Source organism: Pseudomonas sp. S2_B07 (assembly GCF_054668435.1).
On record NZ_CP162769.1, the window covers coordinates 2,434,818 to 2,460,142 of the forward strand.

Sequence of the window (25,325 nt, forward strand, 5' to 3'; positions counted from 1 at the left end):
GATTGCTGCTAATGGCGGTCATTTGGCGAATATCTCCAGCAATCGTGGCGCTATCTTGTCCAGTGGGCGAATCTCCATGGCGGCGTCGATGGCCGCGGCCGCTTTGGGCATTCCGTATACCGCACTGCTTTTCTGGTCCTGAGCGATGGTCAGGTAACCTTGTTGGCGCATGAGTTTAAGCCCCTGTGCGCCATCACGTCCCATACCCGTCAACAAAATCCCTACGGCGTCTCCGCTCCAGTAATTGGCCACACTCTCGAAAAACACATCGATCGAGGGCCGGTAGATTTCGTTGACCGGTTCGGCGGTGTAGGCCAGCGTGCCGTTTTTCAACAATCGAATATGGTGGTTGGTGCCGGCCAGCAACACGGTTCCGGCCTGAGGCGCTTCGCCCTCGACCGCCAGGCGCACATTCAAGCCACTGGCGCTACCGAGCCATTCAGCCATGCCGGCGGCGAACACCTGATCGACATGCTGTACCAGCACGATGGCCGCCGAAAAATCTCGCGGCAAGCCCTTGAGCAGAATTTCCAGCGCGGCCGGTCCGCCGGCGGATGAGCCGATGGCAATCAGGCGCTGGCGCGACCCAGCACTGCGCAACGGGCTCGGCACAGTTCGCTCGCGGTTACCCCGCTCGCCGATCAACCAGCCAATGTTCATGATCTTGCGCAACAACGGCGCCGCCGCTTCCTGGGCATTACCGGCGCCGAGCGCCGGGGTATCGACCACGTCCAGGGCGCCATGGCCCATGGCCTCGAACACCCGGTGTACGTTCTGCTGGCGATCGACGGTAACGATCACAATGGCACACGGCGTTTCGGCCATGATCCGCCGGGTGGCCTCGACCCCGTCCATCACCGGCATGATCAAATCCATCAGGATCAGGTCCGGTGTCTGCTCGGCACACTTTTGCACCGCTTCCTTGCCATCACTGGCGACCCAGATGACCTGGTGCGCCGGCTCAAACGCCAGGGCGCGGCGCAAGGCCTCCACCGCCATGGGCATGTCATTGACGATTGCGATTTTCATGCCCGTGCTCCACCGATGAGCTCAGCCACCGCATCAAGCAGGGCATCGTCATGAAAACTGGCTTTGGCTAGATAATAGTCGGCCCCGGCGTCCAGTCCACGACGGCGATCCTCTTCACGATCCTTGTACGACACCACCATCACCGGCAGCGATTTCAGGCGGTTGTCGCGGCGCAACAATGACACCAATTCGATGCCATCCATGCGCGGCATATCAATGTCGGTGATCAGCAGATCGAAATCCTCCGAACGCAGGGCGTTCCAGCCATCCATACCATCAACGGCCACCGCCACCTCGTAGCCGCGATTGAGCAGCAGTTTGCGTTGCAACTCGCGAACCGTCAGTGAGTCGTCGACCACCAGAATCCGCTTGCGCGCCGCCTCGACCGCTTGATTGCTGTGGCGGGCAATGCGTTCCAGGCGCCCGGTATCGAGCAACTTATCCACCGAGCGCAGCATGTCTTCGACGTCGACGATCAGCACCACCGAACCGTCGTCGAGCAACGCCCCGGCGGAGATGTCCTGCACCTTGCCCAGTCGCTCGTCCAGCGGCAATACCACTAACGTCCTCTCGCCGATAAAACGCTCGACCGCTACGCCGTAAATCGCTTCGCGCTCGCGGATGACCACGACCTTGAGGGTTTGCTGACTGTTCGGGTTGATCGGGCGCTGCAACAGTTGACTGGCCGCCACCAACCCGACATGCCGCCCTTCGTGCCAGAAGTGCTGCCGGCCTTCGACCTGCACAATGTCTTCCGGCTCGAGGTCGCACATGCGTTCGATGTGGGCCAGCGGAAACGCATAAGCCTCGCCTCCGACCTCCACCACCAGGCTGCGGACCACCGACAACGTCAGCGGCACTTCGAGGTGGAAACGGCTGCCCTCGCCCGCCGTCTGCTCCAGCACCACCGCACCGCGCAACTGGCGGACCATGTGCTGCACCGCATCCAGTCCCACGCCGCGCCCGGACACTTCGGTCACCGTGTCGCGCAGACTGAAACCGGGCAAGAATAAAAACGTCAGCAGCTCTTCTTCACTGAGTTGAGCGGCGGTTTGCGCTGGGGATAACTGCCGCTCGATGACCGTGCGACGGACCTTTTCCAGATCAACACCATGGCCGTCATCACTCAATTCCAACACCAGCAGTCCGGCTTGATGGGAGGCGCGCAGACGAATCACACCTTCCGCCGATTTACCGGCCAGCAGCCGCTGTTCCGGGGACTCGATGCCGTGATCCACAGCATTGCGCAGCAAGTGCGTCAGTGGCGCTTCGAGTTTTTCCAGGACGTCGCGGTCGACCTGGGTTTTCTCGCCCTCGATCTCCAGACGAACCTGTTTGCCCAGGTCCCGGCCCAAATCGCGAACCATGCGTACCTGCCCGGTCAACACATCGGCAAATGGGCGCATGCGACAGGCCAGCGCCGTGTCGTACAACACCTGTGCGCGTTGACTGGCCTGCCAGGCAAATTCATCCAGCTCGGCGTTTTTCTCGTTCAGCAGTTGCTGGGATTCCGCCAGCAACCGCCGTGCATCTGCGAGTGCTTCCTGGGCTTCCAGACTCAAGGCGTGATCCTTGAGATGGACGTTGAGGTTTTCCAGGGCCCGCAGACCGTTTTTCTGCATGCGCTTGAGGCGCTGCATAGTCGCCAGGTGCGGCTTGAGGCGCTGGGTTTCCACCAGGGATTTGCTCGACAGGTCGAGCAGGCTGTTCAAGCGTTCGGCCGTCACGCGCAGCACGCGCTCACCGTTTTCGGTGGTGCGCTTGGTCTTTTGGGGAGCATCAACTGGCGCGGCAGGCGGCGGCTCAACCACCGGCACCGGCAGCTCGACGCGTGGTTGTTCGGATTGACGCCCGTCGATCAGCGGCGCGGCGGGCGCCAGCGGATCGAGTAACTGCGTCATCAACCCCACATACGTTTCGATATCCGATGGCGTCACGCTGTTGTTGGGTGTGGCGATGCGCATCAGCAGGTCGGTGCCTTGCAACAACGCATCAATGTGCTCGGGACTCAGGTACAGGCGCCCTTCCTGAGCACTGACCAGACAGTCTTCCATCACATGGGCAACGTTGACCCCGGCGTCGACACCAACGATCCGCGCCGCACCCTTGAGCGAATGCGCCGCGCGCATGCAGGATTCGAGTTGATCGGCCTGGGTCGGATTGCGCTCCAATGCCAGCAGGCCTGCGCTCAGGACCTGGGTCTGGGCTTCGGCTTCCAGGCTGAACAGCTCCAGCAACGAGGCGTCGCGCATTTGCTCGGGGGTCATGCGAGGCTCCGGGTCACAGCAGACAGCAATTGTTCTTCATCCAGCCAACGCAAGCTACGACCTTTGAAGGGCAACACGCCGCGGGTGTACTTGCCGCTCGCCTGAGTGCCGGATTGTGAGACAGTCTCGAGAATGCGCTCGTCGATGGCATGAATCCCGTCGACCTCGTCCACCGGCACTACCACCGGCCCGCCATGGGCGGCGATGATCAACATGCGCGGCATGACCCTCGCGCTGGAAGCCACGTTGTGGGTGGCGTCGAGCCCGAGCAATTCCACCAGCGACAGGCACGCGACCAATGCGCCGCGCACATTCGCCACGCCGAGCAAGGCCCGGGAACGCTGATGCGGCAAGGAATGAATGGCTTGCAACGGCGCCACTTCCATAAGGCTGCGAGTGGCCAGCGCCAGCCATTCTTCGCCGAGTCGAAACATCAGCAGCGATCGGGTTTTTATGTCCGATTCGACCGTCGCCGAGTGTTGCACGCGGTCGTCCTGCTGCAACGCATAGCGATCAAGCAAACGCGTGGCGGCGGCGGAGTACACCGCGCAGTTGCGGCAGTGAATGTGTTCGGCCAACAGCGGGCAGGACTTGTCACCGTGAATACCGATGCGGTTCCAGCAATCGTCAATGGCTTGGGCATCTTCATGGGTGACGTTCAAGGTGTCGGAGGCGCTCATCGTTTACGCTCACTGTCGGCGCGCCCGCTGCGGGCGGCGCGGTCCTGCAATCGTCTGGCACCCGCCGCATCGCCCTGGGATTGCAGCAAGGCTGCCAGGTGCATCAACGCGTCGGGATGTTGCGGTTCAAGGTACAACGCCTTGCGATAAAAACCTTGGGCTTCGAGGGCGTTGCCACTGACATCGCTGAGCAGTCCCAGCCAGTAAAACACCTGGGCGACCGGTTCGTGACTGCGTAAATACTGTTCGCACGCGATGCGCGCTTCAACACTTTTGCCTTCGTTGGCCAGCACGGCGATGTTCGCGAGCAACGCGGTGGCGTCCGAGGCTTTCGCCGTGACCGGGGGCGGCGTGAGGGTGGCGAACGGTCGATTGCGCACCGGTGGCGGAGGCACGCTGCGCGCCGATTGTCGCACCGGCAACGGGGCCGGCACGAACAGGGGAAACGGTTCTGGCTCCGGCACACGCTGACGGCTGAACGCAAACGACTGCGCAATGCCAATCGAACGCATGCCAAAACGCCCGAGCAAACCGCCCTCGGCCGGGCCGATAAACAGCACGCCGTCGACATGGGTCAGGCGCTTGAGCACCTCGAATACCTGCTGCTGAGTCGGCTGGTCGAAATAGATCAGCAAGTTGCGGCAGAAAACAAAGTCATACGGCGGCTCGCTGGCCAGCAACGCCGGATCGAGCAGGTTGCCGACCTGCAAGCGCACCTGCTCAAGCACGCGATCACTGAGGCGATAGACGTCGCGTTCGGCGCTGAAATGCCGGTCACGAAAGGCAATGTCCTGACCGCGAAACGAGTTTTTGCCGTACAACGCACGCCGGGCTTTTTCCACCGATAGCGGGCTGACGTCCATACCTTCCACCTTGAACTGATGGGGCTTTAGTCCGGCATCGAGCAAGGCCATGGCGATGGAATAGGGTTCTTCGCCGGTTGAGCACGGCAGGCTGAGAATCCGCAGCGCGCGCATGTTGTTGATCTCGGCCAGGCGTTTGCTGGCCAGTTTCGCCAGCGTCGCGAACGATTCCGGGTAACGAAAAAACCAGGTCTCGGGCACGATCACCGCTTCGATCAGCGCCTGCTGTTCATCCTGCGACCCTTGCAGCGTGTGCCAATACTCGTCAGCCGTCAGCGCACGGGAGGCAATGCTGCGCTGACGCACTGCGCGCTCAATGATCGCCGGGCCGACCGACGTCACGTCGAGGCCGATACGCTCCTTGAGGAAATCGAAAAATCGTTGATCGCTGCTCATGGCCGCTCCTCAAGCAGCGCCGGATCGAGAGGCGGCGACGGGAACAACAGCGCGCGAACTTGATCATCGAGTAAATCGGCAACCCGCACCCATTGCAGCAAACCTTGCGCATCTTCGCGTACCGGCCCGAGGTAAGGCGCCTGGCGATTTTCCAGGCCATAGGGCTTGAAGTCCGCCGGGTTGCAACGCAGCGTGTCAGTCGCCTGCTCCAGAATCAGCCCCAGCCATTGCGTCGGGGTTGATTCATGTGGGCGGTAATTGACCAGCACCAGCCGCGTGCTGGTGCGGGCCTGCGCCGGTTGCCCGAAGGTCAGCGCACTGAGGTCGATCACCGGCACCACCGCGCCACGATAGGCAAACACCCCGGCGACCCAATGCGGTGCCTGGGCAATCGGTTTCAACGGCAGCCGCGGCAGCACTTCCGCCACTTCGATGGCCTGCAAGGCAAAGCGCTCGCTGCCGATGCGAAACACCAGGTACAACGATTGCTTGACCGGCACTCCGGCGCCGCGTTTAGCCGCGAGTTCGCTCATCAGACTTTGAATCGCGAAACGCCGCTGCGCAGGCCGACGGCCACCTGGCTCAGTTCGTCGATGGCAAAACTGGCCTGGCGCAACGACTCGACAGTCTGGCTGCTGGCATCACCCAACTGCACCAGCGCGTGGTTGATCTGTTCGGCGCCGGTGGCCTGGGCCTGCATGCCTTCGTTGACCATCAACACCCGCGGCGCCAGCGCCTGAACCTGGTGGATGATCTGCGACAGCTGCTCGCCGACCTGCTGCACTTCGGACATGCCACGGCGCACTTCTTCGGAGAATTTATCCATGCCCATGACCCCGGCCGATACCGCCGACTGGATCTCGCGCACCATTTGCTCGATGTCGTAAGTGGCCACGGCAGTCTGGTCCGCCAGACGCCGCACTTCAGTGGCTACCACGGCAAAACCGCGCCCGTATTCACCGGCCTTCTCGGCCTCGATGGCGGCGTTCAGCGACAACAGGTTGGTCTGGTCGGCAACTTTGACGATGGTCACCACCACCTGATTAATGTTGCCGGCCTTCTCGTTGAGGATCGCCAGTTTGGCGTTGACCAGATCGGCCGCGCCCATCACCGAGTGCATGGTGTCTTCCATGCGCGCCAGCCCTTGCTGCCCGGAACCGGCAAGCACCGAGGCCTGGTCGGCCGCGGTGGACACTTCGGTCATGGTGCGCACCAGATCACGGGAGGTCGCTGCGATTTCACGGGAGGTCGCGCCGATTTCCGTGGTGGTGGCGGCGGTTTCGGTGGCGGTGGCTTGTTGCTGCTTGGACGTGGCGGCGATCTCGGTGACCGAGGTGGTGACTTGTACCGATGAGCGCTGGGCCTGAGACACCAGCGACGTCAGCTCGGTCATCATGTCGTTGAAGCCGGTTTCCACCGCGCCGAATTCGTCCTTGCGCTCCAGGTTCAAACGACCGCTGAGGTCACCGGTGCGCATGATTTCGAGGATTTCCACGATCCGGTTCATCGGCGCCATGATCGCGCGCATCAGCAACAAACCGCAGAAACCGGCAGCCAATACCGCCACCAGCAGGGAAATTCCCATGCTGATTTTTGCCTCAAGCACGGCATCGTCGATGGCGGCTATGTCGTTATCGGCCACGGTTTTGTTTTCGCGGATGATGTCATTGAGTTTCATCCGGCCGGCGGTCCACGCTGGGGTCAGCTGTTCGTTGAACAGCTTGATGGCGTCGGCTTCCTGATTGTTCTTATGCAGGTCGAGCACCTTCATCAGGATCTTCTGAAAATCCTCATGCAGTTTTTCGAAGGCCGCGATTTCGACCTTGTCCTCTTCCGTTGTGACGGTGGCACGGTAGTTATTGATCTGCTCCACCAGTCGCGCCTCGAACGCCTGGAAATCGGCGGCGTCCTCGGCACTGATGCCCTGACCTTCCTTGAGGCCGAGCATTTCCTGGGTCCGAAGGAAACTGTCGACCCAGGCGCTGCGAATCATCGAGCTGAAATACACCCCCGGCAACGCGTCATCGCGAACGCTTTGTTCACTGGCTTCGATCTTCAACAGCCGCGAATACGAGACGACCACCATCAACAGCATGATGGCGATGATCACCGCAAAACTCGCCAAGATGCGTTGGCGCAACGTCCAGTTCTTCACAGTCAGTCCTCGGGGGTCGTTCAAGTGCTGCGGAGTATAGCCGAGGGTGTTTCATTTATAAGACGGGGGACGCCAATTCTCGCCCTGGGTGGAGACCGTGGGATGACGGTGGGATCGGGAGAGGGTGTCGGTGGAGGATCGGAAGAAATGAGTCGTGGATGCGCCTGAGGGTGATGGGGTGAGGCTGAAGGCGTCTTCACGGGCAAGCACGGCTCCCACATTGAACCAAGTTGTCCGAATGGACGCGGTCCAATGCAAAAGCGCGCCTGCTCGCAAAGAGCGATGGCGGGGTTTAAGCGACTGATCAGTTCCCAAGAATAGACAATCAGCCATCTTATTAATGTGCGCGTACTTGCCTACAGGGTTACTAGACCTGAATAGCCGTGATAGATGTTTTGGATTTATAGGCAATATAGAGGCGGGAACCATCAGGACTACACCCTAGGGCACAGGGATCACCCTGGACCGGGAACGTCTTGACCTCCTTAAGGCTTAAGGAATCGAGAACCGTTACGGTTCCTTCACTGGCAAAAAAGAGTATCCGCCCATCCGGACTCAAGGTAATCAGGCCCGGTTTCAAAACGTCGACCGACTGGATAGTGAGCAATGTTTCGGGGTTAATAACTCTGATCCTTGGGGAAGACCTATCATCGGCGTAAAGACGTTTACCGTCCGGACTTATTGCAATTGTATTTGCGTTCCAGCCTTGCGAGACGACTTTGACTAACGTGTCATTACTTGTATCAATGCCATATAGAGACCCACCAGCGAAAGTAAATATACGTCGACCGTCGGAACTCAGAATAATTGGACCACTGCTGCTCGGGCCTGGAATATCCTTTTCACGCTTAAACACGATATCGGTCTTTCTCAACCCTTGTTGACTTGTCACATAGGCATGAGCACCCTCCCGATCAAAGACACATCCCCCCGAGTTATAAGTATTCGTTGGAATCAGCACTTGCGTTCCAGTCGACAAATCATAAACTGTACGACTATAGCTGTGAGTGCTGCTTATAAAGACCTGATTGCTATCAAGTCCGATCGCAAAGTTAAAGGCGTTCAAACGCGCCACAGACTTGTCGGACATCTGCAAGGTCTCGGCATCGATAATTGCCAAACTGCCATTATCATTAGCGGGTTTCATCACGCATATCTTGGTCCCATCCGGGCTTACCATAAGCGTATGGTACCCATGACCAATATAAGTGTGTGGAACAAAGCCAAGATCTACTTCTCCAACCGCCCCTCTGGCCGTCACATTTAACTTCGCAATCACAGTTTTACCATTATATTCAGCCGTGATTGTGTAATTGGTGGCTGGCGCATCCGGCCCAGTCACCCCCCGGATGACCAACTCACCAAGTAAACTCGTCTTAAACTCACGCCGCCCTGTCGTGCCGTCCGAGTATCTGAAAATGCCCGGAATAGTCACACGTACCGACGCCTCTCTGATGAAATTGCCCGTTTCGTCAACCAGTTTCAACGATATGTCGGTCAGGCGACCCAAGGGCGCAACGCGATAAGGTGCATTAATGAACTCCAGGATGGCTTTCATCCCGGCGGTGACTAGCGTGTAGTAGGTCAGCGTGAACGTCCTGATCGTGTCTACGTTTTCATTGGGGTAGAAGTCCACGCGCAGCCGCGCCCTCAACTGATGCCCCGGCTTGAACAGCTCCAGCTCTTTACGTGGCACCACACCGTCTAGCCCGTTGTGGATCTCTTCCGGCGTCAAGGTTTTTCCCACAGCAATGGGGACAGTCTTGGGGTTGTCATCCATGCCAGTGCCCAAGACATGCAGCCAGTATTTTTGCCCCACTCCAATAAATGGCCAAGGTGCGCAGACGATCTTTGCATCGCCTGTAAACGCCCGCAGATCCACAGCGTTCGTCCCATAAGCCTCAACAATTTCCGGCTTGGGAAAATTCGTATCCGTCACATTGACGCTTTCGATTATAAGGGTCAGCGGCTCGGACCCGGTCTCCACGCCACCACTCAACAGAGTCCACGTGAACACCACCTCCCGGCCTGCGTTCGCCAGAATGAACGCCGGGGTCAGCTGGAAATTGGCGCGGAAGTTGGCATTGAACGCCACAAAGTTGAATACCGGTGTTCCTGCTCCCGCAGCTCCGCCCTTCACCACCAGTTTGGCTCTATCACCGGGTTTGAAGCCTTTGGTCCAATCCACCCGGACCACGAAACCCGCGGTGTGCTTGCCGGGAAAGATCACATTACCTGCCAGCGCTGGCACAAAAGGCGCAGGTGGGAGTTCAACTTTGGGCGTCAGGTCGACCTTGATCGAGAGGGCCGGCGATGGCAGTGAGTTTTGGGTACTGTTTCCCAGTTGGTCCTTGACCGTATAAAAAATCTTGAAGGTCAGGCTGTTGCCGCCGCCAATGAAAGCGGCTTTAGGCAGCAAGATGTCGAACCCGCCACCGATATCGCCCGCCGTCACAATGTGATTGAACGGAAATCCGTTGCAGTTTACGGTCACCACGTCGTGCAATTTGGCAAACGCGTAAGAGACGGTAAGCGGGACGCCTCGCTCGGCCGCTACCAGGTCGACACCGCTTTGTTTGACGTCCTCAGGCAGATCAATAACCAGCCCTTCGTGGATGTCTTGGTCGTCGACTATCGGGTCCAGACCACCTGGGCGATCCCTGCTGTACAGCACCCACAGATTGGGCGACGGCTCATCGCTGCCACCGATACGCTTGGCTACATAATTGAAATATTGCAGGCCATTGCGAAGCAGAGCCCCGGACACTTCGAACGTGGTGCGTTTTGTGACCGGATCGACCGTCACAGGGGCGTCGATGGGCGTGACACTGCCGTTGAGATGGAGTACCACAGAATCCGCCCCCGGAGAGGGCGGATCCACAACCACTTTCAGATGCCCGCCCCCTGTAAGCCTCAAAGGAACCCCTAACAGCGGCACTCCTGCAGTGGGGTCTTCGCTTTTGACGTCCGGCGTTGCATCGACAATGTAAGGGGGTGACAGCGCCAGGGTCTTGGAATCATTTGAAAGATCGGTCATCACACACGCTCCTTGTCGCGCCGCGAGAGAGCGGCGTAGGTAGCGGTATCAAATGCCTTAAATGATTTTCCAGCTACTGTCAGAATTAACAGGTACGTGGTGTTTTAAGACGAGCGGCACTGACTGAGTTATTCGTCTCATCCCCCCCACAAGCGATAAAACCCGCCCCGCTTTTGCAAGAGCGGCGGATTATGAATAGGTAGTAGAGGCCGTTTCGAGAACCTTCGTCGGCTACATCGATGCCTGTCTCACCTGCCTCTCCAACTCCGCCTTCAACCCCGGTTCCAGCTTCAATTGCCGCGCCAACTCATCGAGGTAGGATTTCTCCATGAAGTTCTGCTCATCCACCAGCATCACGCTGGCGATATACATTTCGGCGGCCATTTCCGGGGTGCACGCAGCACGGGCGACGTCGGACGGGTCGAGCGGCTTGTTCAGTTCGGCGTGCAGCCAGTGCTGCAATTCTTGATCGTTGTCGAGTTTGGTGAATTCGCCTTCAATCAACGCACGTTCGCGCTCATCGATGTGGCCGTCGGCTTTGGCGGCGGCCACCAAGGCTTTGAGAATCGCCTGGCTGTGTAACTCGACCTGCGCCGCAGGCAAGCGGTCCAGGGTTTGCGGTTCGCTCTGCGAGGCAGTGCCTTGTTGGGCCTGCCAGTTGCCGAACGCCTTGTAGGCAATCACACCCAGTGCGGCGAGGCCACCATAGGTCAGCACCTTGCCGCCAACACGGCGGCCCGTTTTGCTGCCGAGCAACAGCCCCATGGCACCCGCCGCTATCGCACCGCCGCTGGCGCCCGAGAGCAAACCACCGAGCCCACCGCTGGACGCCTTGTTCTGATTGCCTCCAGCCTTGTTCTTCACCAGATCCTGACCGGACTTGAGCAGTTGATCGAGCAAACCACGGGTATTCATTTTGCCGTCTCCACGAAAGGGGTAACCGGCCACCAGCCTAGATCGAAAGTGGCCGCCCCCTGCCGGCGAGAGTGCTTCCAGATGTTGCTCATATCCTGTAACGCCCACAGGCCCATCGATTAAAACGATATACACTCAAGCAAATCTATAAAAACCGTCCACCGGGTACTTTCCCCATGATGACCCTGCGTCAGATTCGTCATTTTATCGCCGTGGCCGAGACCGGTTCGATCTCTGCCGCCGCGCAAACCGCGTTCATTTCCCAATCGACCTTGACCCTGGCGATTCAGCAACTGGAAGAAGAGATTGGCGTCGGCCTGTTCAACCGACACGCCAAGGGCATGAGCCTGACTCACCAGGGCCATCAGTTTCTGCGCCAGGCGCACCTGATTCTCGCCACCGTCGATAACGCCAAACGCAGCCTGCAACAGAGCACCGACCAGGTGGCCGGCCAGTTGATCATTGGCGTAACCAGCCTCGTGGCCGGTTACTACCTGGCGGATTTGCTCACCCGCTTTCAGCGCGCCTACCCCAACGTCGAGATCCGGGTGATGGAGGATGAACGCCCCTACATCGAGCATTTGCTGGTCAGCGGCGAGATCGACGTTGGTGTGCTGATCCTCTCCAACCTCGAAGACCGTCACGCCCTGCAAACCGAAGTCCTGACGCATTCGCCCCACCGTTTATGGCTGCCGGCGCAGCATCCATTGCTCGAACACGACAGCATCAACCTCGCCGACGTGGCGCGCGAACCGCTGATTCAACTGAACGTCGATGAAATGGACCGCAACGCCCAGCGCATGTGGTCCGCCGCTTCCCTGCAACCGCGCATCACCCTGAGAACCGCGTCAACGGAAGCCGTGCGAAGCCTGGTGGCCGCCGGTTTGGGCGTGTCGATCCAGCCTGACATGACCTATCGACCGTGGTCGCTGGAGGGCGACATCATTGAAGCGCGGCCGATTGCCGACTTGAGTCAGACCCTTGACGTCGGCCTGGCCTGGCGCCGCGGCACTGCGCGTCCGGCGCTGGTCGATCCTTTCCTGACCGTCGCCCGCGAGCAACCCCACGGCGGACGCAAGCCATCTATTTAATCGAACGCCACCTTCAGTATTTAGTATTTGTCGACCTCGGGTCCGCGCACTAGTCTTGCTGCATCTATATAAGACGGCCGGGCCCCAGTCACAGGGAGCAGCATGGCCACACAAGAAAAGAGAACCCGAAAAATGGCTGGCGCGCAGACCCCGTTGTTCACCGCGTTGTTGATCGATGGCGAATTGGTCGCAGGTCAGGGTTTTGTCGAACCGATCCTCAACCCCGCCACCGGGGAAGTGCTGACCCACATCGCCGAAGCCAGCACCGAGCAAGTCGAAGCCGCCATCCTCGCCGCGCATAACGCCTTTGCCAGCTGGTCGAGGACCACCCCGCAGCAACGTTCAAACCTGTTGCTGGACATCGCCAACGCCATCGAAAAACAAGCCGACCTCCTCGCCCGTCTCGAATCCCTGAACTGCGGCAAGCCGTTGCACCTGGCTCGTCAGGACGACTTGAGCGCGACGGTGGATGTGTTCCGCTTCTTTGCCGGTGCCGTGCGCTGCCAGACCGGCCAGCTCAGCGGCGAATACTTGCCGGGCTACACCAGCATGGTCCGTCGCGATCCTATCGGGGTCGTCGCGTCCATTGCGCCCTGGAACTACCCGATCATGATGGCCGCGTGGAAAATCGCCCCGGCCCTCGCCGCCGGCAACACGCTGGTGTTCAAACCGTCCGAACACACGCCGCTGTCGATCCTGGCCCTGGCCCCGGCACTGGCAGAAATCCTGCCGCGCGGCGTGATCAACATCGTCTGCGGCGGCGGTGAAGGCGTCGGCAGCCATTTGGTCAGCCACCCGAAAATCCGCATGGTGTCGCTGACCGGCGATATCGTCACCGGGCAAAAAATCCTCCAGGCCGCTGCCAAGACGTTGAAACGCACGCACCTTGAACTCGGTGGCAAAGCGCCGGTGATCGTCTGCAACGATGCGGACATTCAAGCGGTGGTCGAAGGCGTGCGCACTTACGGTTACTACAACGCCGGTCAGGATTGCACCGCCGCGTGCCGGATTTATGCACAAGCCGGGATTCATGACCGGTTGGTGGCCGAGCTCGGCGCGGCGGTCAGCAGCCTGCGCTTTGCCGGTAAACGCGACGCCGACAATGAAATCGGCCCGCTGATCAGCACCCGCCAGCGCGACCGCGTGGCCAGTTTCGTCGAACGCGCCCTCGGCCAGCCGCATATCGAACGGGTGACCGGCGCGGCAGTGCACTCCGGCGCTGGCTTCTACTACCAACCGACACTGCTGGCCGGCTGCAAGCAGAGCGATGAGATCGTCCAGCGCGAAGTGTTCGGGCCGGTGGTCACTGTGACCCGTTTCGATGGGCTCGAACAAGCGGTGGACTGGGCCAACGACTCGGAATACGGCCTCGCCTCCTCGGTCTGGACCCAGAACCTCGACAAGGCGATGCAGGTCGCGGCGCGTTTGCAGTACGGCTGCACGTGGATCAACAGCCATTTCATGCTGGTCAGCGAAATGCCCCATGGCGGCTTGAAGCGTTCGGGCTACGGCAAAGACTTATCCAGCGATTCGCTCCAGGACTACAGCGTGGTGCGCCACATCATGGCGCGCCACGGACAGCATCTCTGACTACGCTAATAACAAGCCGCTAACGGCATGCTTCACCACGTTCACAACTGCCCCGACCATAATTAAAGAAGAGGGAATTCCCATGTTCGTGCACAAGACCGCACTGCTCAGTGCAATCACCACCGCGCTGCTGGCGAGTGCCAGCCTCCAGGCCGCCGAACCGCTGAAAGCGGTGGGGGCCGGCGAAGGTCAGCTGGATATTGTGGCTTGGCCGGGCTACATCGAACGTGGCGAAAGCGACAAGGCCTACGACTGGGTGACCGGTTTCGAGAAGGAGACCGGCTGCAAGGTCAATGTGAAAACCGCCGCCACTTCCGATGAAATGGTCAGTTTGATGGCCAAGGGCGGTTACGACCTGGTCACCGCGTCTGGCGATGCTTCGTTGCGGTTGATCGTCGGCAAGCGTGTGCAGCCGATCAACACCGCGTTGATCCCGAACTGGAAGAACATCGACCCGCGTCTGAAAGATGCGCCGTGGTACGTGGTCAACAAGCAGACCTACGGCACCCCATATCAGTGGGGCCCGAACGTGTTGATGTACAACACCAACGTGTTCAAGACTGCGCCGACCAGTTGGGGCGTGGTGTTCAATGCGCAAAACCTGCCGGACGGCAAGCCGAACAAGGGACGCGTGCAGGCCTATGACGGCCCGATCTACATCGCCGACGCCGCGCTGTACCTGAAAACCGCCAAGCCGGAATTGGGTATCCAGAACCCGTATGAACTGACCGAAGCCCAGTACAAAGCCGTGCTCGATCTGCTGCGCGCGCAGCAGCCGCTGATCCACCGCTACTGGCACGACACCACCGTGCAGATGAGCGACTTCAAAAACGAAGGCGTGGTCGCGTCCGGCGCCTGGCCCTATCAAGTCAACGGCCTGATGAACGAGAAGCAGCCGATTGCGTCGACCATCCCGACAGAAGGCGCCACCGGTTGGGCCGACACCACCATGATGCACACCGAGGCCAAGCACCCGAACTGCGCTTACAAGTGGATGGACTGGTCGCTGCAACCGAAAGTCCAGGGTGATGTGGCGGCGTGGTTTGGTTCGTTGCCAGCGGTGCCAGCGGCGTGCACCGGCAGCGAATTGCTCGGCGCTGAAGGTTGCAAGACCAATGGTTTCGACCAGTTCGAGAAGATCGCCTTCTGGAAAACCCCGCAGGCTGAAGGCGGCAAGTTCGTGCCATACAGCCGCTGGACCCAGGACTACATCGCGATTATGGGCGGCCGCTAACCCACCGGCCCCTGTGGCGAGGGAGCTTGCTCCCGCTGGGTGGCGAAGCTGCCCCAAAACCCGTTAATGCGGTCAATCAGAGAGACCGCATCAGTCCTTTTGGGAGTGCTGCGCACTCCAGCGGGAGCAAGCTCCCTCGCCACAATAAGTTTTCCAACCAGAAAGTTGATTCAGATTTTTCAGAAGTCCAGGCAGGGCCGCTGTGACGGCCCTCGCCTTTTTTGGAGCACCGCACCATGACGCTTGCAGTCCAGTTCACCAACGTTTCCCGTCTGTTCGGCGAAGTGAAAGCCGTAGACCGGGTTTCCATCGACATCCAGGACGGCGAGTTTTTCTCCATGCTGGGCCCTTCCGGCTCGGGCAAAACCACCTGTTTGCGCCTGATTGCCGGTTTCGAACAACCGAGTGCAGGCTCGATCCGCATTCATGGCGAAGAAGCCGCCGGGCTGCCGCCGTATGAGCGTGACGTCAACACGGTATTTCAGGATTACGCGCTGTTCCCGCACATGAACGTCCTCGACAACGTCGCCTACGGTTTGAAAGTCAAAGGCGTTGGTAAAGCCGAACGGCAGAAACGCGCCGAAGAAGCCCTCGACATGGTCGCCCTCGGCGGCTACGGCGAGCGCAAACCGGTGCAACTGTCCGGTGGTCAACGCCAGCGTGTGGCTCTGGCCCGCGCGCTGGTCAATCGCCCGCGTGTGCTGCTGCTCGACGAGCCATTGGGCGCCCTTGACTTGAAACTGCGCGAGCAAATGCAAAGCGAGCTGAAGAAACTGCAACGCCAACTCGGCATCACCTTCATCTTCGTCACCCACGACCAGACCGAAGCGCTGTCGATGTCTGACCGCGTAGCCGTGTTCAACAAAGGCCGCATCGAACAGGTCGACACCCCGCGCAATCTCTACATGAAACCGGCCACGACCTTTGTCGCCGAATTCGTCGGCACCTCGAATGTGATTCGCGGCGATCTGGCGAAGCAGTTGAGTGGCAACCCACAGCCGTTTTCGATTCGCCCGGAACACGTGCGATTTGCCGAAGGGCCGTTGGCCAGCCACGAGATCGAAGTCAGCGGTTTGCTCCACGACATTCAGTACCAAGGCAGCGCCACGCGCTACGAGATGAAACTGGAAAACGGTCAGACCCTGAACATCAGCCAGGCCAACAACCAATGGCTGGACGTCAGCGCCCAGCACCAGACCGGGCAACGCATCAGCGCTCGCTGGGCACGGGAAGCGATGATCCCGCTGCACGACACCGTTGTCGGCGGGGTGTGAGATGAACACCGTGGCTATCCCTCAAACCCCGGCCAGCGGTTCGCCGTTGCGCAGGTTTTCCAACCTGTTGTATCGCCGGCCGAACCTGTACCTGTCGATGCTGCTGGTGCCGCCGCTGCTATGGTTCGGCGCTATTTACCTCGGCTCGTTGCTGGTGCTGTTGTGGCAAGGTTTCTACACCTTCGATGACTTCACCATGGCGGTCACACCCGACCTGACCCTGGCGAACTTCGCGGCGCTGTTCCAGCCGTCGAACTTCGACATCATCCTGCGCACCTTGAGCATGGCCGTCGTCGTCTCCATCGCCAGCGCCATCGTCGCGTTCCCGATCGCCTACTACATGGCGCGCTACACCACCGGCAAGACCAAGGCGTTTTTCTATATCGCGGTGATGATGCCGATGTGGGCCAGTTACATCGTCAAGGCGTATGCCTGGACCTTGCTGCTGGCCAAGGGCGGTGTCGCACAGTGGTTCGTTCAGCACTTGGGGCTGGAGCCGGTGTTGCAGTTTGTGCTGGGCATTCCGGGCGTGGGCGGCAGCACCTTGTCGACCTCGCATCTGGGTCGCTTCATGGTGTTTGTCTACATCTGGCTGCCGTTCATGATCCTGCCGATCCAGGCGTCGCTGGAACGTCTGCCGCCATCGCTGTTGCAAGCCTCGGCAGACCTCGGCGCCAAACCGCGCCAGACCTTCATGCAAGTGATTCTGCCGCTGTCGATTCCGGGCATTGCCGCCGGTTCGATCTTCACCTTTTCCCTGACCCTGGGCGACTTCATCGTGCCGCAACTGGTCGGCCCACCGGGCTACTTCGTCGGCAGCATGGTGTACGCCCAGCAAGGCGCGATCGGCAACATGCCAATGGCGGCGGCCTTCACCCTGGTGCCGATTGTGTTGATCGCCATCTACCTGACTATCGTCAAACGACTGGGGGCCTTCGATGCACTCTGAGAAAGCCTCTATAGGCCTGAAAATCGCAGCCTGGGGCGGGTTGGTGTTTCTGCACTTCCCGATCCTGATCATCTTCCTCTACGCCTTCAATACCGAAGATGCCGCGTTCAGCTTTCCTCCCAAGGGTTTCACCCTGAAGTGGATCGGCGTGGCGTTCTCGCGGCCGGACGTGCTGGAAGCAATCAAGCTCTCGCTGGAGATCGCCTCCATCGCGACCTTGATCGCCATGGTCCTTGGCACCCTCGCTTCAGCGGCGTTGTACCGCCGGGACTTCTTCGGCAAACAAGGCATCTCGCTGATGCTGATCCTGCCGATTGCGTTGCCGGGGATCATCACCGGGATCGCATTACTGGCGACCTTCAAGACGCTGGGGATCGAGCCCGGGATGTTCACCATCATCGTCGGCCACGCGACCTTCTGCGTAGTGATCGTCTACAACAACGTCATCGCCCGTTTGCGCCGCACTTCGCACAGTTTGATCGAAGCCTCGATGGACCTCGGTGCCGATGGCTGGCAGACCTTCCGCTACATCGTCCTGCCGAACCTCGGCTCGGCGTTGCTGGCTGGCGGCATGCTCGCGTTTGCCCTGTCGTTCGACGAAATCATCGTCACCACCTTCACCGCCGGCCATGAACGCACCCTGCCGCTGTGGCTGCTCAACCAGCTCAGCCGCCCTCGGGACGTGCCGGTGACCAACGTCGTCGCGATGCTGGTGATGATGGTGACCATGCTGCCGATCCTTGGCGCCTATTACCTGACCCGGGGTGGCGAGAGTGTTGCCGGGAGCGGCGGTAAGTAAACAACTCACAGACAACAATTATCTCTGTGGGAGCGGGCTTGCCCGCGATGACTGACTGACATTCAACACATGTGTCGACTGTAAAACCGCTATCGCGGGCAAGCCCGCTCCCACAGGGCCTGATTTCCACAGAAGAACAACAATAGTTTTGAAGAGGACAGAACCATGCAAACCAAACTCTTGATCAACGGCCAACTGATCGACGGCGAAGGCCCCGCCCAACCCGTATTCAACCCGGCCCTCGGTCGCGTGTTGGTGGAAATCAATGAAGCCAGCGAAGCCCAGGTCGATGCGGCCGTGCGCGCCGCCGATGCTGCCTTCGACAGCTGGTCGCAAACCCCACCGAAAGAACGTTCTCTGCTGCTGCTCAAACTCGCGGACGCCATCGAAGCCCATGGCGAAGAGCTGGCCAAACTGGAATCGGACAACTGCGGCAAACCCTACAGCGCCGCGCTGAACGACGAGATCCCGGCCATTGCCGACGTGTTCCGTTTCTTCGCCGGCGCCAGCCGTTGCATGAGCGGTTCGGCGGGCGGGGAATACCTGCCGGGCCACACCTCGATGATCCGCCGCGACCCGGTCGGCGTGATCGCCTCCATCGCGCCGTGGAACTACCCGCTGATGATGGTCGCCTGGAAAATCGCCCCCGCCCTGGCCGCCGGTAATACCGTGGTGCTCAAGCCGTCGGAGCAAACCCCGTTGACCGCCCTGCGTCTGGCCGAACTGGCGTCGGACATTTTCCCGGCCGGCGTACTCAACCTGGTGTTTGGTCGTGGTCCATCGGTTGGCAGCCCATTGGTCACCCACCCGAAAGTGCGCATGGTGTCGCTGACCGGCTCGATTGCCACGGGCTCGAACATCATTTCCAGCACCGCCGACAGCGTCAAACGCATGCACATGGAATTGGGCGGCAAGGCCCCGGTGATCATCTTCGATGACGCCGACATCGACGCCGCCGTGGAAGGCATCCGCACCTTCGGTTTCTACAACGCCGGCCAGGACTGCACCGCCGCGTGCCGCATCTATGCGCAGGCTGGCATCTACGAAAAATTCGTCGAGAAACTCGGCGAGGCGGTCAGCAGCATCAAGTACGGTTTGCAGGATGATCCGTCGACCGAACTGGGGCCGCTGATCACCGCGCAACACCGCGACCGTGTGGCCGGGTTTGTCGAGCGCGCTATCGCGCAACCGCACATTCGCCTGATCACCGGCGGCAAGACTGTGGAAGGCAACGGGTTCTTCTTCGAGCCGACCGTGTTGGCCGATGCGCATCAGGATGACGAAATCGTTCGCCGCGAAGTGTTCGGGCCAGTGGTGTCGGTGACCCAATTCACCGATGAAGCGCAGGTGCTGGGCTGGGCCAACGATTCGGACTACGGCCTGGCGTCGTCAGTCTGGACCGCGGATGTCGGCCGCGCCCATCGGATGTCTGCTCGCTTGCAATACGGGTGCACGTGGGTGAATACGCATTTCATGCTGGTCAGTGAAATGCCGCATGGCGGTCAGAAACTGTCCGGTTACGGGAAGGACATGTCGATGTATGGCCTGGAGGACTACACCGTCGTCCGGCATGTGATGTTCAAACACTAAAAGCATCGCAGGCAAGCCAGCTCCCACAGGGATTGCGCAAGACCTGTGGGAGCCGGGCTTGTCGGATCGCCGCACCGCCGCGATGGCATCACCGCAAACTCAAGGAAGAAACCGGCACTTAGCATCACCCAGGTTCCACCCCAAAGAAGCCAAAACAATAACCACCGATCCGGGCAGCGCCTCACGGCCCCGCCACGGTTTCGGACATCCGAAATCTGCCGATTTTCCGGAGCTGACACACTATGAGTACAACACCCGAACTCGCTGTAGCCGTCGCCGACAGCGACGCCGAGCAGTTACGCAAACTGGGTTACACGTCGAACTTCAATCGCAGCATGAGCCTGTGGGAAAACTTCGCCCTGGGCTTCACTTACCTCTCGCCGGTCGTAGGGGTTTATACCCTCTTCGGCCTGTGTCTGGCCGCAGGCGGGCCACCGATGTTCTGGGCCTATTTGCTGGTCGGTTGCGGCCAGTTGCTGGTGTGCCTGATCTTCGGTGAAGTGGTTTCGCAATTCCCGATTTCCGGTGGCGTCTACCCGTGGGCCCGCCGCTTGGTGGGCAAACGCTGGGCGTGGATGGTCGGCTGGATCTACTCCATCGCCCTGTGCGTCACCATCGCCGCCGTTGCCGTCGGTGCCGGTCCGTACCTGGCCGCCATGATGGGTTTTGAGCCGAGCAACAACACCAACATCATCATCGCCCTGTTCCTCACGCTGTTCGCCACCCTGGTCAACCTCAGCGGCACCAAGGTACTGGCGCGCATCGCCATGTTCGGTTTTCTGTGCGAGCTGGTCGGCGCGGTGATCGTCGGCGTTTACCTGCTGGTGTTCGAGCGTCATCAGCCGCTCAGCGTGTTGTTCAACACCTTCGACATCAGCGTCGACGGCTCGTACTTGCCCGCCTTCCTCACCGCTTCGCTGGCGGGGATGTTCCTGTACTACGGCTTCGAGGCCTGCGGCGATGTGGCCGAAGAAACCCCGAACCCGAGCAAGAAAATCCCGGTGGCCATGCGCATGACCATCTACATCGGCGGCATCGCAGCGATGTTCGCCTGCCTGGCGCTGATCCTCGCCGTGCCGGACATGCAAACCGTGATCAACGGCACCGACAAAGACCCGGTCACCACCATCCTCAACAACGCCTTCGGCCCGGTCGGTTCGAAAGTGGTGATGGGCGTGGTGATGATTTCCTTTATCTCCTGCGTCATCAGCCTGCAAGCGGCGGCGAGCCGTCTGCTGTACTCCTACGCGCGCGATGAAATGATCATCGGCAGCTCACTGCTGAAAAAGATCTCTACAGCCACTCAGGTGCCGGTAGCGGCGCTGTTCGTCTCCGGTGTCCTGCCGGCGCTGATCATCATCCTCGGCTTCTTCCTGCAGGATGCCGTGGCAACCATCGTCAGCTTCGCGGCGATCGGCATCTACCTGGCCTTCCAGATGATCGTACTCGGGGCCCTCTATGCCCGCATGAAAGGCTGGAAACCGAGCGGCAAATTCACCCTCGGTGCGTGGGGCTGGCTGGTAAACATCGGCGCGCTGGCCTACGGCGTCGGCGCGATCGTCAACATGGCCTGGCCACGCACACCGGATGCAGCGTGGTACATCAACTACGCCATGGTGCTGAGCACGGCGATCGTGATTGGTTTGGGCTTGTTGTACATGTGGATGGCCAAGCCGTATGACCACGGGACTGCGCCTTCGGGGGACGCTTGGAAGGCTAGTCGGTAAACATACTTGCTCAACCCGCAGCGATGCGGGGTAAAAGATGAAAAAGGGGCAGACTTCACAGTCCGCCCCTTGGCTTTCCAACAAGACTTAATCTCCAACCCTCAAAACCGCGAAACAGTCCGCATCGCATCCACCAGATACCGCATCGCAATCCGGTCGCTCTCCGACAGCTCTCGATACCGTTCCAACAACTTCATTTCGTCCGGGCTGAGTCGGCGCCTTCGCCGGCCGCTGGCCAGGCAAGGAAGAATGCCTAACATTTCGGTGATGCCTTGTACTTTTGTCATCGACGATGTCCTTCTATAAGACCGAGAAAACTTCAAAAACCGCATCGCCCTCTCCTTTTTGTTTGTCGCCGGCCTTAAGGGCTGGAGCCGGTCATGAGCACAGAATAGGAACATTCCCGGCACTGAAAAGCGGTTTTTAGAGTAATTAGTCAAAAAAAGCAGAAATGCCCTATAAATCAGAAGGCGCTGTCAGAAAAATGAACCGAAATGTCTTGTTTCATTGCCGAACCATCAAAGTGCTATCCATCAATTTTGGTCTGTGATCGAACGGTTTAAGCTATTTGGCATCTCTTTACAGTCCGTTGCGTTTGGTCGAAGGCATGTCCGAACCGTTATTTTTGATCCAGCACGTGCCAGGAACGGCGCGGGATTGCTCACGACAGGTTGTACTTATGCATCGCAGGAATTTGCTCAAAGCGTCCATGGCCATCGCGGCCTACACCGGTTTGTCCGCCACCGGCCTGTTGGCCAGCCGTGCCTGGGCGGGCAACGGTACGGCGGATGGCGAGGCTCAAGCGTTCGATTTTGAAGCGCTGAAGATTCAGGCCAAGCAGCTCGCCGGCAACCGCTATCAGGACACCAAGCAGGTGCTGCCGCCGACGCTGGCGACCATGACGCCGCAGAACTTCAACGCGATCCGCTACGACGCGAATCACTCGCTGTGGAAGGATTTGAACGGTCAGCTGGACGTGCAGTTTTTCCACGTCGGCATGGGGTTCAAGCAGCCGGTGCGCATGTACAGCGTCGATCCCAAGACGCGTCAGGCGCGGGCGGTGCATTTCCGCCCTTCGCTGTTCAACTATGAAAAAACCACGGTCGACACCAAGCAGCTGACGGGCGACCTGGGGTTTTCCGGGTTCAAGCTGTTCAAGGCTCCGGAGCTGGACCGGCACGATGTGTTGTCTTTCCTCGGCGCGAGTTACTTCCGTGCGGTAGACGCCACCGGCCAGTACGGTCTGTCGGCGCGCGGGTTGGCGATTGATACGTACGCCAAGAAGCGCGAGGAGTTTCCGGACTTCACCAAGTTCTGGTTCGAGACGCCGGACAAGGACAGCACCCGTTTCGTGGTCTACGCCCTGCTGGATTCGCCGAGCGCGACCGGTGCTTACCGTTTCGACATCGATTGCCAGGCCAGTCAGGTGGTCATGGCTGTCGATGCCCACATCAACGCGCGTACCGCCATCGAGCAACTGGGCATCGCGCCGATGACCAGCATGTTCAGCTGCGGCACCCATGAGCGGCGCATGTGCGACACCATTCACCCGCAGATCCACGACTCGGATCGTCTGGCGATGTGGCGCGGCAACGGTGAGTGGATCTGCCGCCCGCTGAACAACCCCGCGACACTGCAATTCAATGCCTTTGCCGACACCGATCCGAAAGGTTTCGGCCTGGTACAGACCGACCATGAGTTCGCCAGCTACCAGGACACCGTCGATTGGTACAGCAAGCGTCCGAGCCTGTGGGTAGAACCGACAACGGCGTGGGGCGAAGGCTCTATCGATCTGCTGGAAATTCCTACCACCGGCGAGACGCTGGATAACATCGTCGCGTTCTGGACCCCGAAAAAACCGGTCGCGGCCGGTGATTCCCTGAATTACGGCTACAAGCTCTACTGGAGCGCGCTGCCTCCGGTCGGCACGCCGCTGGCGCGGGTCAATGCGACCCGTTCGGGCATGGGCGGCTTCACCGAAGGCTGGGCGCCGGGCGAGCATTACCCGGAAGTCTGGGCGCGGCGCTTTGCGGTGGACTTCACCGGTGGCGGTCTGGATCGCTTGCCGGAAGGCGCAGGGATCGAGCCCGTGGTGACGTGCTCGAACGGGCAGGTGAAGGATTTCAATGTGTTGGTGCTGGACGACATCAAGGGTTATCGCATTACCTTTGACTGGTTCCCGACCAATGACAGCGTGGAGCCGGTAGAGCTGCGGTTGTTCATCCGGACCAATGACCGGACGTTGAGTGAGACCTGGTTGTATCAGTACTTTCCGCCGGCGCCGGATAAGCGTAAGTACACCTGAAGTTAAGGGTTGTCTGGGCGGGCCTCTTCACGGGCAAGCCCGCTCCCACAAGGATCGGCTGTGTTGCACAAAAGGAGTGAACTCTACTGAACCCTGTGGGAGCGGGCTTGCCCGCGAAGACGGCCTGACAGGCGACAAATGTTCCCGCCCAGAAACGCAAAAGCCCCGATCACATCGATCGGGGCTTTTTGGTTTTACAGCCGCATTCAGTCACGCAAATCCGACTCATGTATCGGCTGATCCCGGTGCGTCGCCCGCTGGTATTGCGCAGGCCAGATAGCCTTGCGCCCGCCTAAATCATCATCGGCATGCAGCGGCCAATACGGATCGCGCAGCAGTTCTCGCGCCAGGAAGATGATGTCCGCCTGGCATGTGCGCAAGATATGTTCGGCCTGGGCCGGCTCGGTGATCATGCCGACCGTACCGGTGGCAATGCCCGACTCCTTGCGCACGCGCTCGGCGAAGCGGGTTTGATAACCGGGTCCTGTCGGAATTTCGGCATTGGCCGCCGTACCGCCCGAGGACACGTCGATCAGGTCCACGCCCAGCCCTTTGAGGCGGCGCGCCAGCTCCACGGTTTCATCCGGGTTCCAGCCATCTTCCACCCAATCGGTGGCCGATACCCGCACGAACAGCGGCAGTTCTTCAGGCCATACCGCACGCACCGCTTCGGTGACTTGCAGCACCAGTCGGATGCGATTCTCGAATGAACCACCGTATTGATCGCGGCGCTGATTGCTCAGGGGCGACAGAAATTGATGCAACAGGTAACCGTGGGCGGCGTGGATTTCGACCACTTTGAATCCGGCGGTCAATGCACGCTGGGCAGCAGCGACAAAAGCCTGAATGACCTCAGCGATCTCGCTTTCTTCGAGTTGCCTTGGGTGCGTGTGCTGCGGGTCGAAAGCAATAGTCGACGGGCCTACCGGCACCCAGCCGCCGTCTTCGGGTTTAACGCTGCCATGTTTGCCGAGCCACGGCCGATGAGTGCTGGCCTTGCGCCCGGCGTGTGCCAACTGGATGCCGGCCACAGCGCCCTGAGCGGCGATGAAGCGGGTAATGCGTTGCAGGGGTTCGATCTGCTCGTCAGTCCACAGGCCAAGGTCTTGAGCGGTGATGCGCCCGTCGGCGGTGACGGCGGTTGCTTCGGTAAACACCAGGCCGGCGCCACCGACCGCACGACTGCCGAGGTGGACAAGGTGCCAGTCATTGGCCAGCCCATCGACGCTGGAGTACTGGCACATCGGGGAGACCGCGATACGGTTGAGCAGGGTCAATTGACGCAGGGTATAGGGTTCAAGCAGCAGACTCATGGGGCACCTCTCGAATCAGTGGGCAGGCTCCAGGGTTCTGTTTGAAAAGTCGACGAGTGACAGGAAAAAGGCGCAGCACCCGCCCCCGCGGGCAAAAAATTCGACAAGACG

At 59.9% G+C, this 25,325-nt stretch carries 19 protein-coding genes; 9 read left to right on the forward strand and 10 right to left on the reverse strand.

The window, feature by feature from the left end:
- Positions 1–18 precede the first annotated feature (18 nt).
- From cheB to AB4N43_RS11380, 8 genes are all read right to left on the reverse strand, one after another.
- Positions 19–1,029, reverse strand: a complete 1,011-nt coding sequence (gene cheB / locus AB4N43_RS11345; RefSeq protein WP_027924936.1) for a chemotaxis response regulator protein-glutamate methylesterase — start codon at positions 1,027–1,029, stop codon at positions 19–21.
- Positions 1,026–3,296 (reverse strand): response regulator, encoded by a 2,271-nt coding sequence (locus AB4N43_RS11350; protein ID WP_460154042.1) that lies wholly within the window; start codon positions 3,294–3,296, stop codon positions 1,026–1,028. The genes cheB and AB4N43_RS11350 overlap by 4 nt, the downstream gene beginning before the upstream one ends.
- Positions 3,293–3,976: a chemotaxis protein CheW gene (locus AB4N43_RS11355; RefSeq protein WP_027924934.1), complete on the reverse strand. Its 684-nt coding sequence runs from the start codon at positions 3,974–3,976 to the stop codon at positions 3,293–3,295. Before AB4N43_RS11355 ends, AB4N43_RS11350 begins: the two co-directional genes overlap by 4 nt.
- Complete coding sequence (locus AB4N43_RS11360; RefSeq protein WP_027924933.1) at positions 3,973–5,235, reverse strand: CheR family methyltransferase; 1,263 nt, start codon at positions 5,233–5,235, stop codon at positions 3,973–3,975. The genes AB4N43_RS11355 and AB4N43_RS11360 overlap by 4 nt, the downstream gene beginning before the upstream one ends.
- Entirely contained in the window at positions 5,232–5,768 is a 537-nt protein-coding gene (locus tag AB4N43_RS11365) for a chemotaxis protein CheW (protein ID WP_460154044.1), read from the reverse strand. The genes AB4N43_RS11360 and AB4N43_RS11365 overlap by 4 nt, the downstream gene beginning before the upstream one ends.
- Positions 5,768–7,390, reverse strand: coding sequence for a methyl-accepting chemotaxis protein (locus AB4N43_RS11370; RefSeq protein ID WP_027924931.1), 1,623 nt, complete (start codon positions 7,388–7,390; stop codon positions 5,768–5,770). The genes AB4N43_RS11365 and AB4N43_RS11370 overlap by 1 nt, the downstream gene beginning before the upstream one ends.
- Before the next feature lie 367 nt (positions 7,391–7,757).
- Positions 7,758–10,427, reverse strand: coding sequence for a YncE family protein (locus AB4N43_RS11375; protein ID WP_460154046.1), 2,670 nt, complete (start codon positions 10,425–10,427; stop codon positions 7,758–7,760).
- 231 nt (positions 10,428–10,658) lie between these two features.
- Positions 10,659–11,342 (reverse strand): tellurite resistance TerB family protein, encoded by a 684-nt coding sequence (locus tag AB4N43_RS11380; RefSeq protein WP_027924929.1) that lies wholly within the window; start codon positions 11,340–11,342, stop codon positions 10,659–10,661.
- A gap of 176 nt (positions 11,343–11,518) precedes the next feature.
- Between AB4N43_RS11380 and AB4N43_RS11385 the strand changes: the two genes are divergently transcribed.
- The 8 genes from AB4N43_RS11385 (at position 11,519) to AB4N43_RS11420 (ending at position 21,596) form a co-directional block, all read left to right on the forward strand.
- Entirely contained in the window at positions 11,519–12,433 is a 915-nt protein-coding gene (locus tag AB4N43_RS11385) for a LysR family transcriptional regulator (RefSeq protein WP_027924928.1), read from the forward strand.
- 102 nt (positions 12,434–12,535) lie between these two features.
- On the forward strand, positions 12,536–14,023 hold the full coding sequence (locus AB4N43_RS11390; RefSeq protein ID WP_081743987.1) for a gamma-aminobutyraldehyde dehydrogenase: 1,488 nt from the start codon (positions 12,536–12,538) through the stop codon (positions 14,021–14,023).
- Positions 14,024–14,105: 82 nt separating this feature from the next.
- Positions 14,106–15,257 (forward strand): putative ABC transporter substrate-binding protein YdcS, encoded by a 1,152-nt coding sequence (ydcS, locus tag AB4N43_RS11395; protein WP_027924926.1) that lies wholly within the window; start codon positions 14,106–14,108, stop codon positions 15,255–15,257.
- A gap of 236 nt (positions 15,258–15,493) precedes the next feature.
- Complete coding sequence (locus tag AB4N43_RS11400) at positions 15,494–16,531, forward strand: ABC transporter ATP-binding protein (protein ID WP_027924925.1); 1,038 nt, start codon at positions 15,494–15,496, stop codon at positions 16,529–16,531.
- 1 nt (position 16,532) lies between these two features.
- Positions 16,533–17,480, forward strand: a complete 948-nt coding sequence (locus AB4N43_RS11405; protein WP_007948691.1) for an ABC transporter permease — start codon at positions 16,533–16,535, stop codon at positions 17,478–17,480.
- On the forward strand, positions 17,470–18,279 hold the full coding sequence (locus AB4N43_RS11410; RefSeq protein WP_194939941.1) for an ABC transporter permease: 810 nt from the start codon (positions 17,470–17,472) through the stop codon (positions 18,277–18,279). The genes AB4N43_RS11405 and AB4N43_RS11410 overlap by 11 nt, the downstream gene beginning before the upstream one ends.
- Before the next feature lie 165 nt (positions 18,280–18,444).
- Positions 18,445–19,869, forward strand: a complete 1,425-nt coding sequence (locus AB4N43_RS11415) for a gamma-aminobutyraldehyde dehydrogenase (RefSeq protein WP_059181560.1) — start codon at positions 18,445–18,447, stop codon at positions 19,867–19,869.
- A gap of 242 nt (positions 19,870–20,111) precedes the next feature.
- Complete coding sequence (locus AB4N43_RS11420) at positions 20,112–21,596, forward strand: APC family permease (protein WP_460154050.1); 1,485 nt, start codon at positions 20,112–20,114, stop codon at positions 21,594–21,596.
- Positions 21,597–21,697: 101 nt separating this feature from the next.
- On the opposite strand, the gene AB4N43_RS11425 is transcribed toward AB4N43_RS11420, so the two are convergent.
- Positions 21,698–21,883 (reverse strand): hypothetical protein, encoded by a 186-nt coding sequence (locus AB4N43_RS11425; protein ID WP_027924920.1) that lies wholly within the window; start codon positions 21,881–21,883, stop codon positions 21,698–21,700.
- Positions 21,884–22,275: 392 nt separating this feature from the next.
- Here AB4N43_RS11425 and AB4N43_RS11430 point away from each other — a divergent pair, with 392 nt between their 5' ends.
- The gene (locus AB4N43_RS11430) at positions 22,276–23,901 is read left to right on the forward strand and encodes a glucan biosynthesis protein D (protein ID WP_460154051.1); all 1,626 of its coding nucleotides are present in this window, start codon (positions 22,276–22,278) and stop codon (positions 23,899–23,901) included.
- Positions 23,902–24,107: 206 nt separating this feature from the next.
- Here AB4N43_RS11430 and AB4N43_RS11435 read toward each other — a convergent pair whose 3' ends face one another.
- Positions 24,108–25,214 (reverse strand): NADH:flavin oxidoreductase/NADH oxidase, encoded by a 1,107-nt coding sequence (locus tag AB4N43_RS11435; protein ID WP_027924918.1) that lies wholly within the window; start codon positions 25,212–25,214, stop codon positions 24,108–24,110.
- Positions 25,215–25,325: the final 111 nt, after the last annotated feature.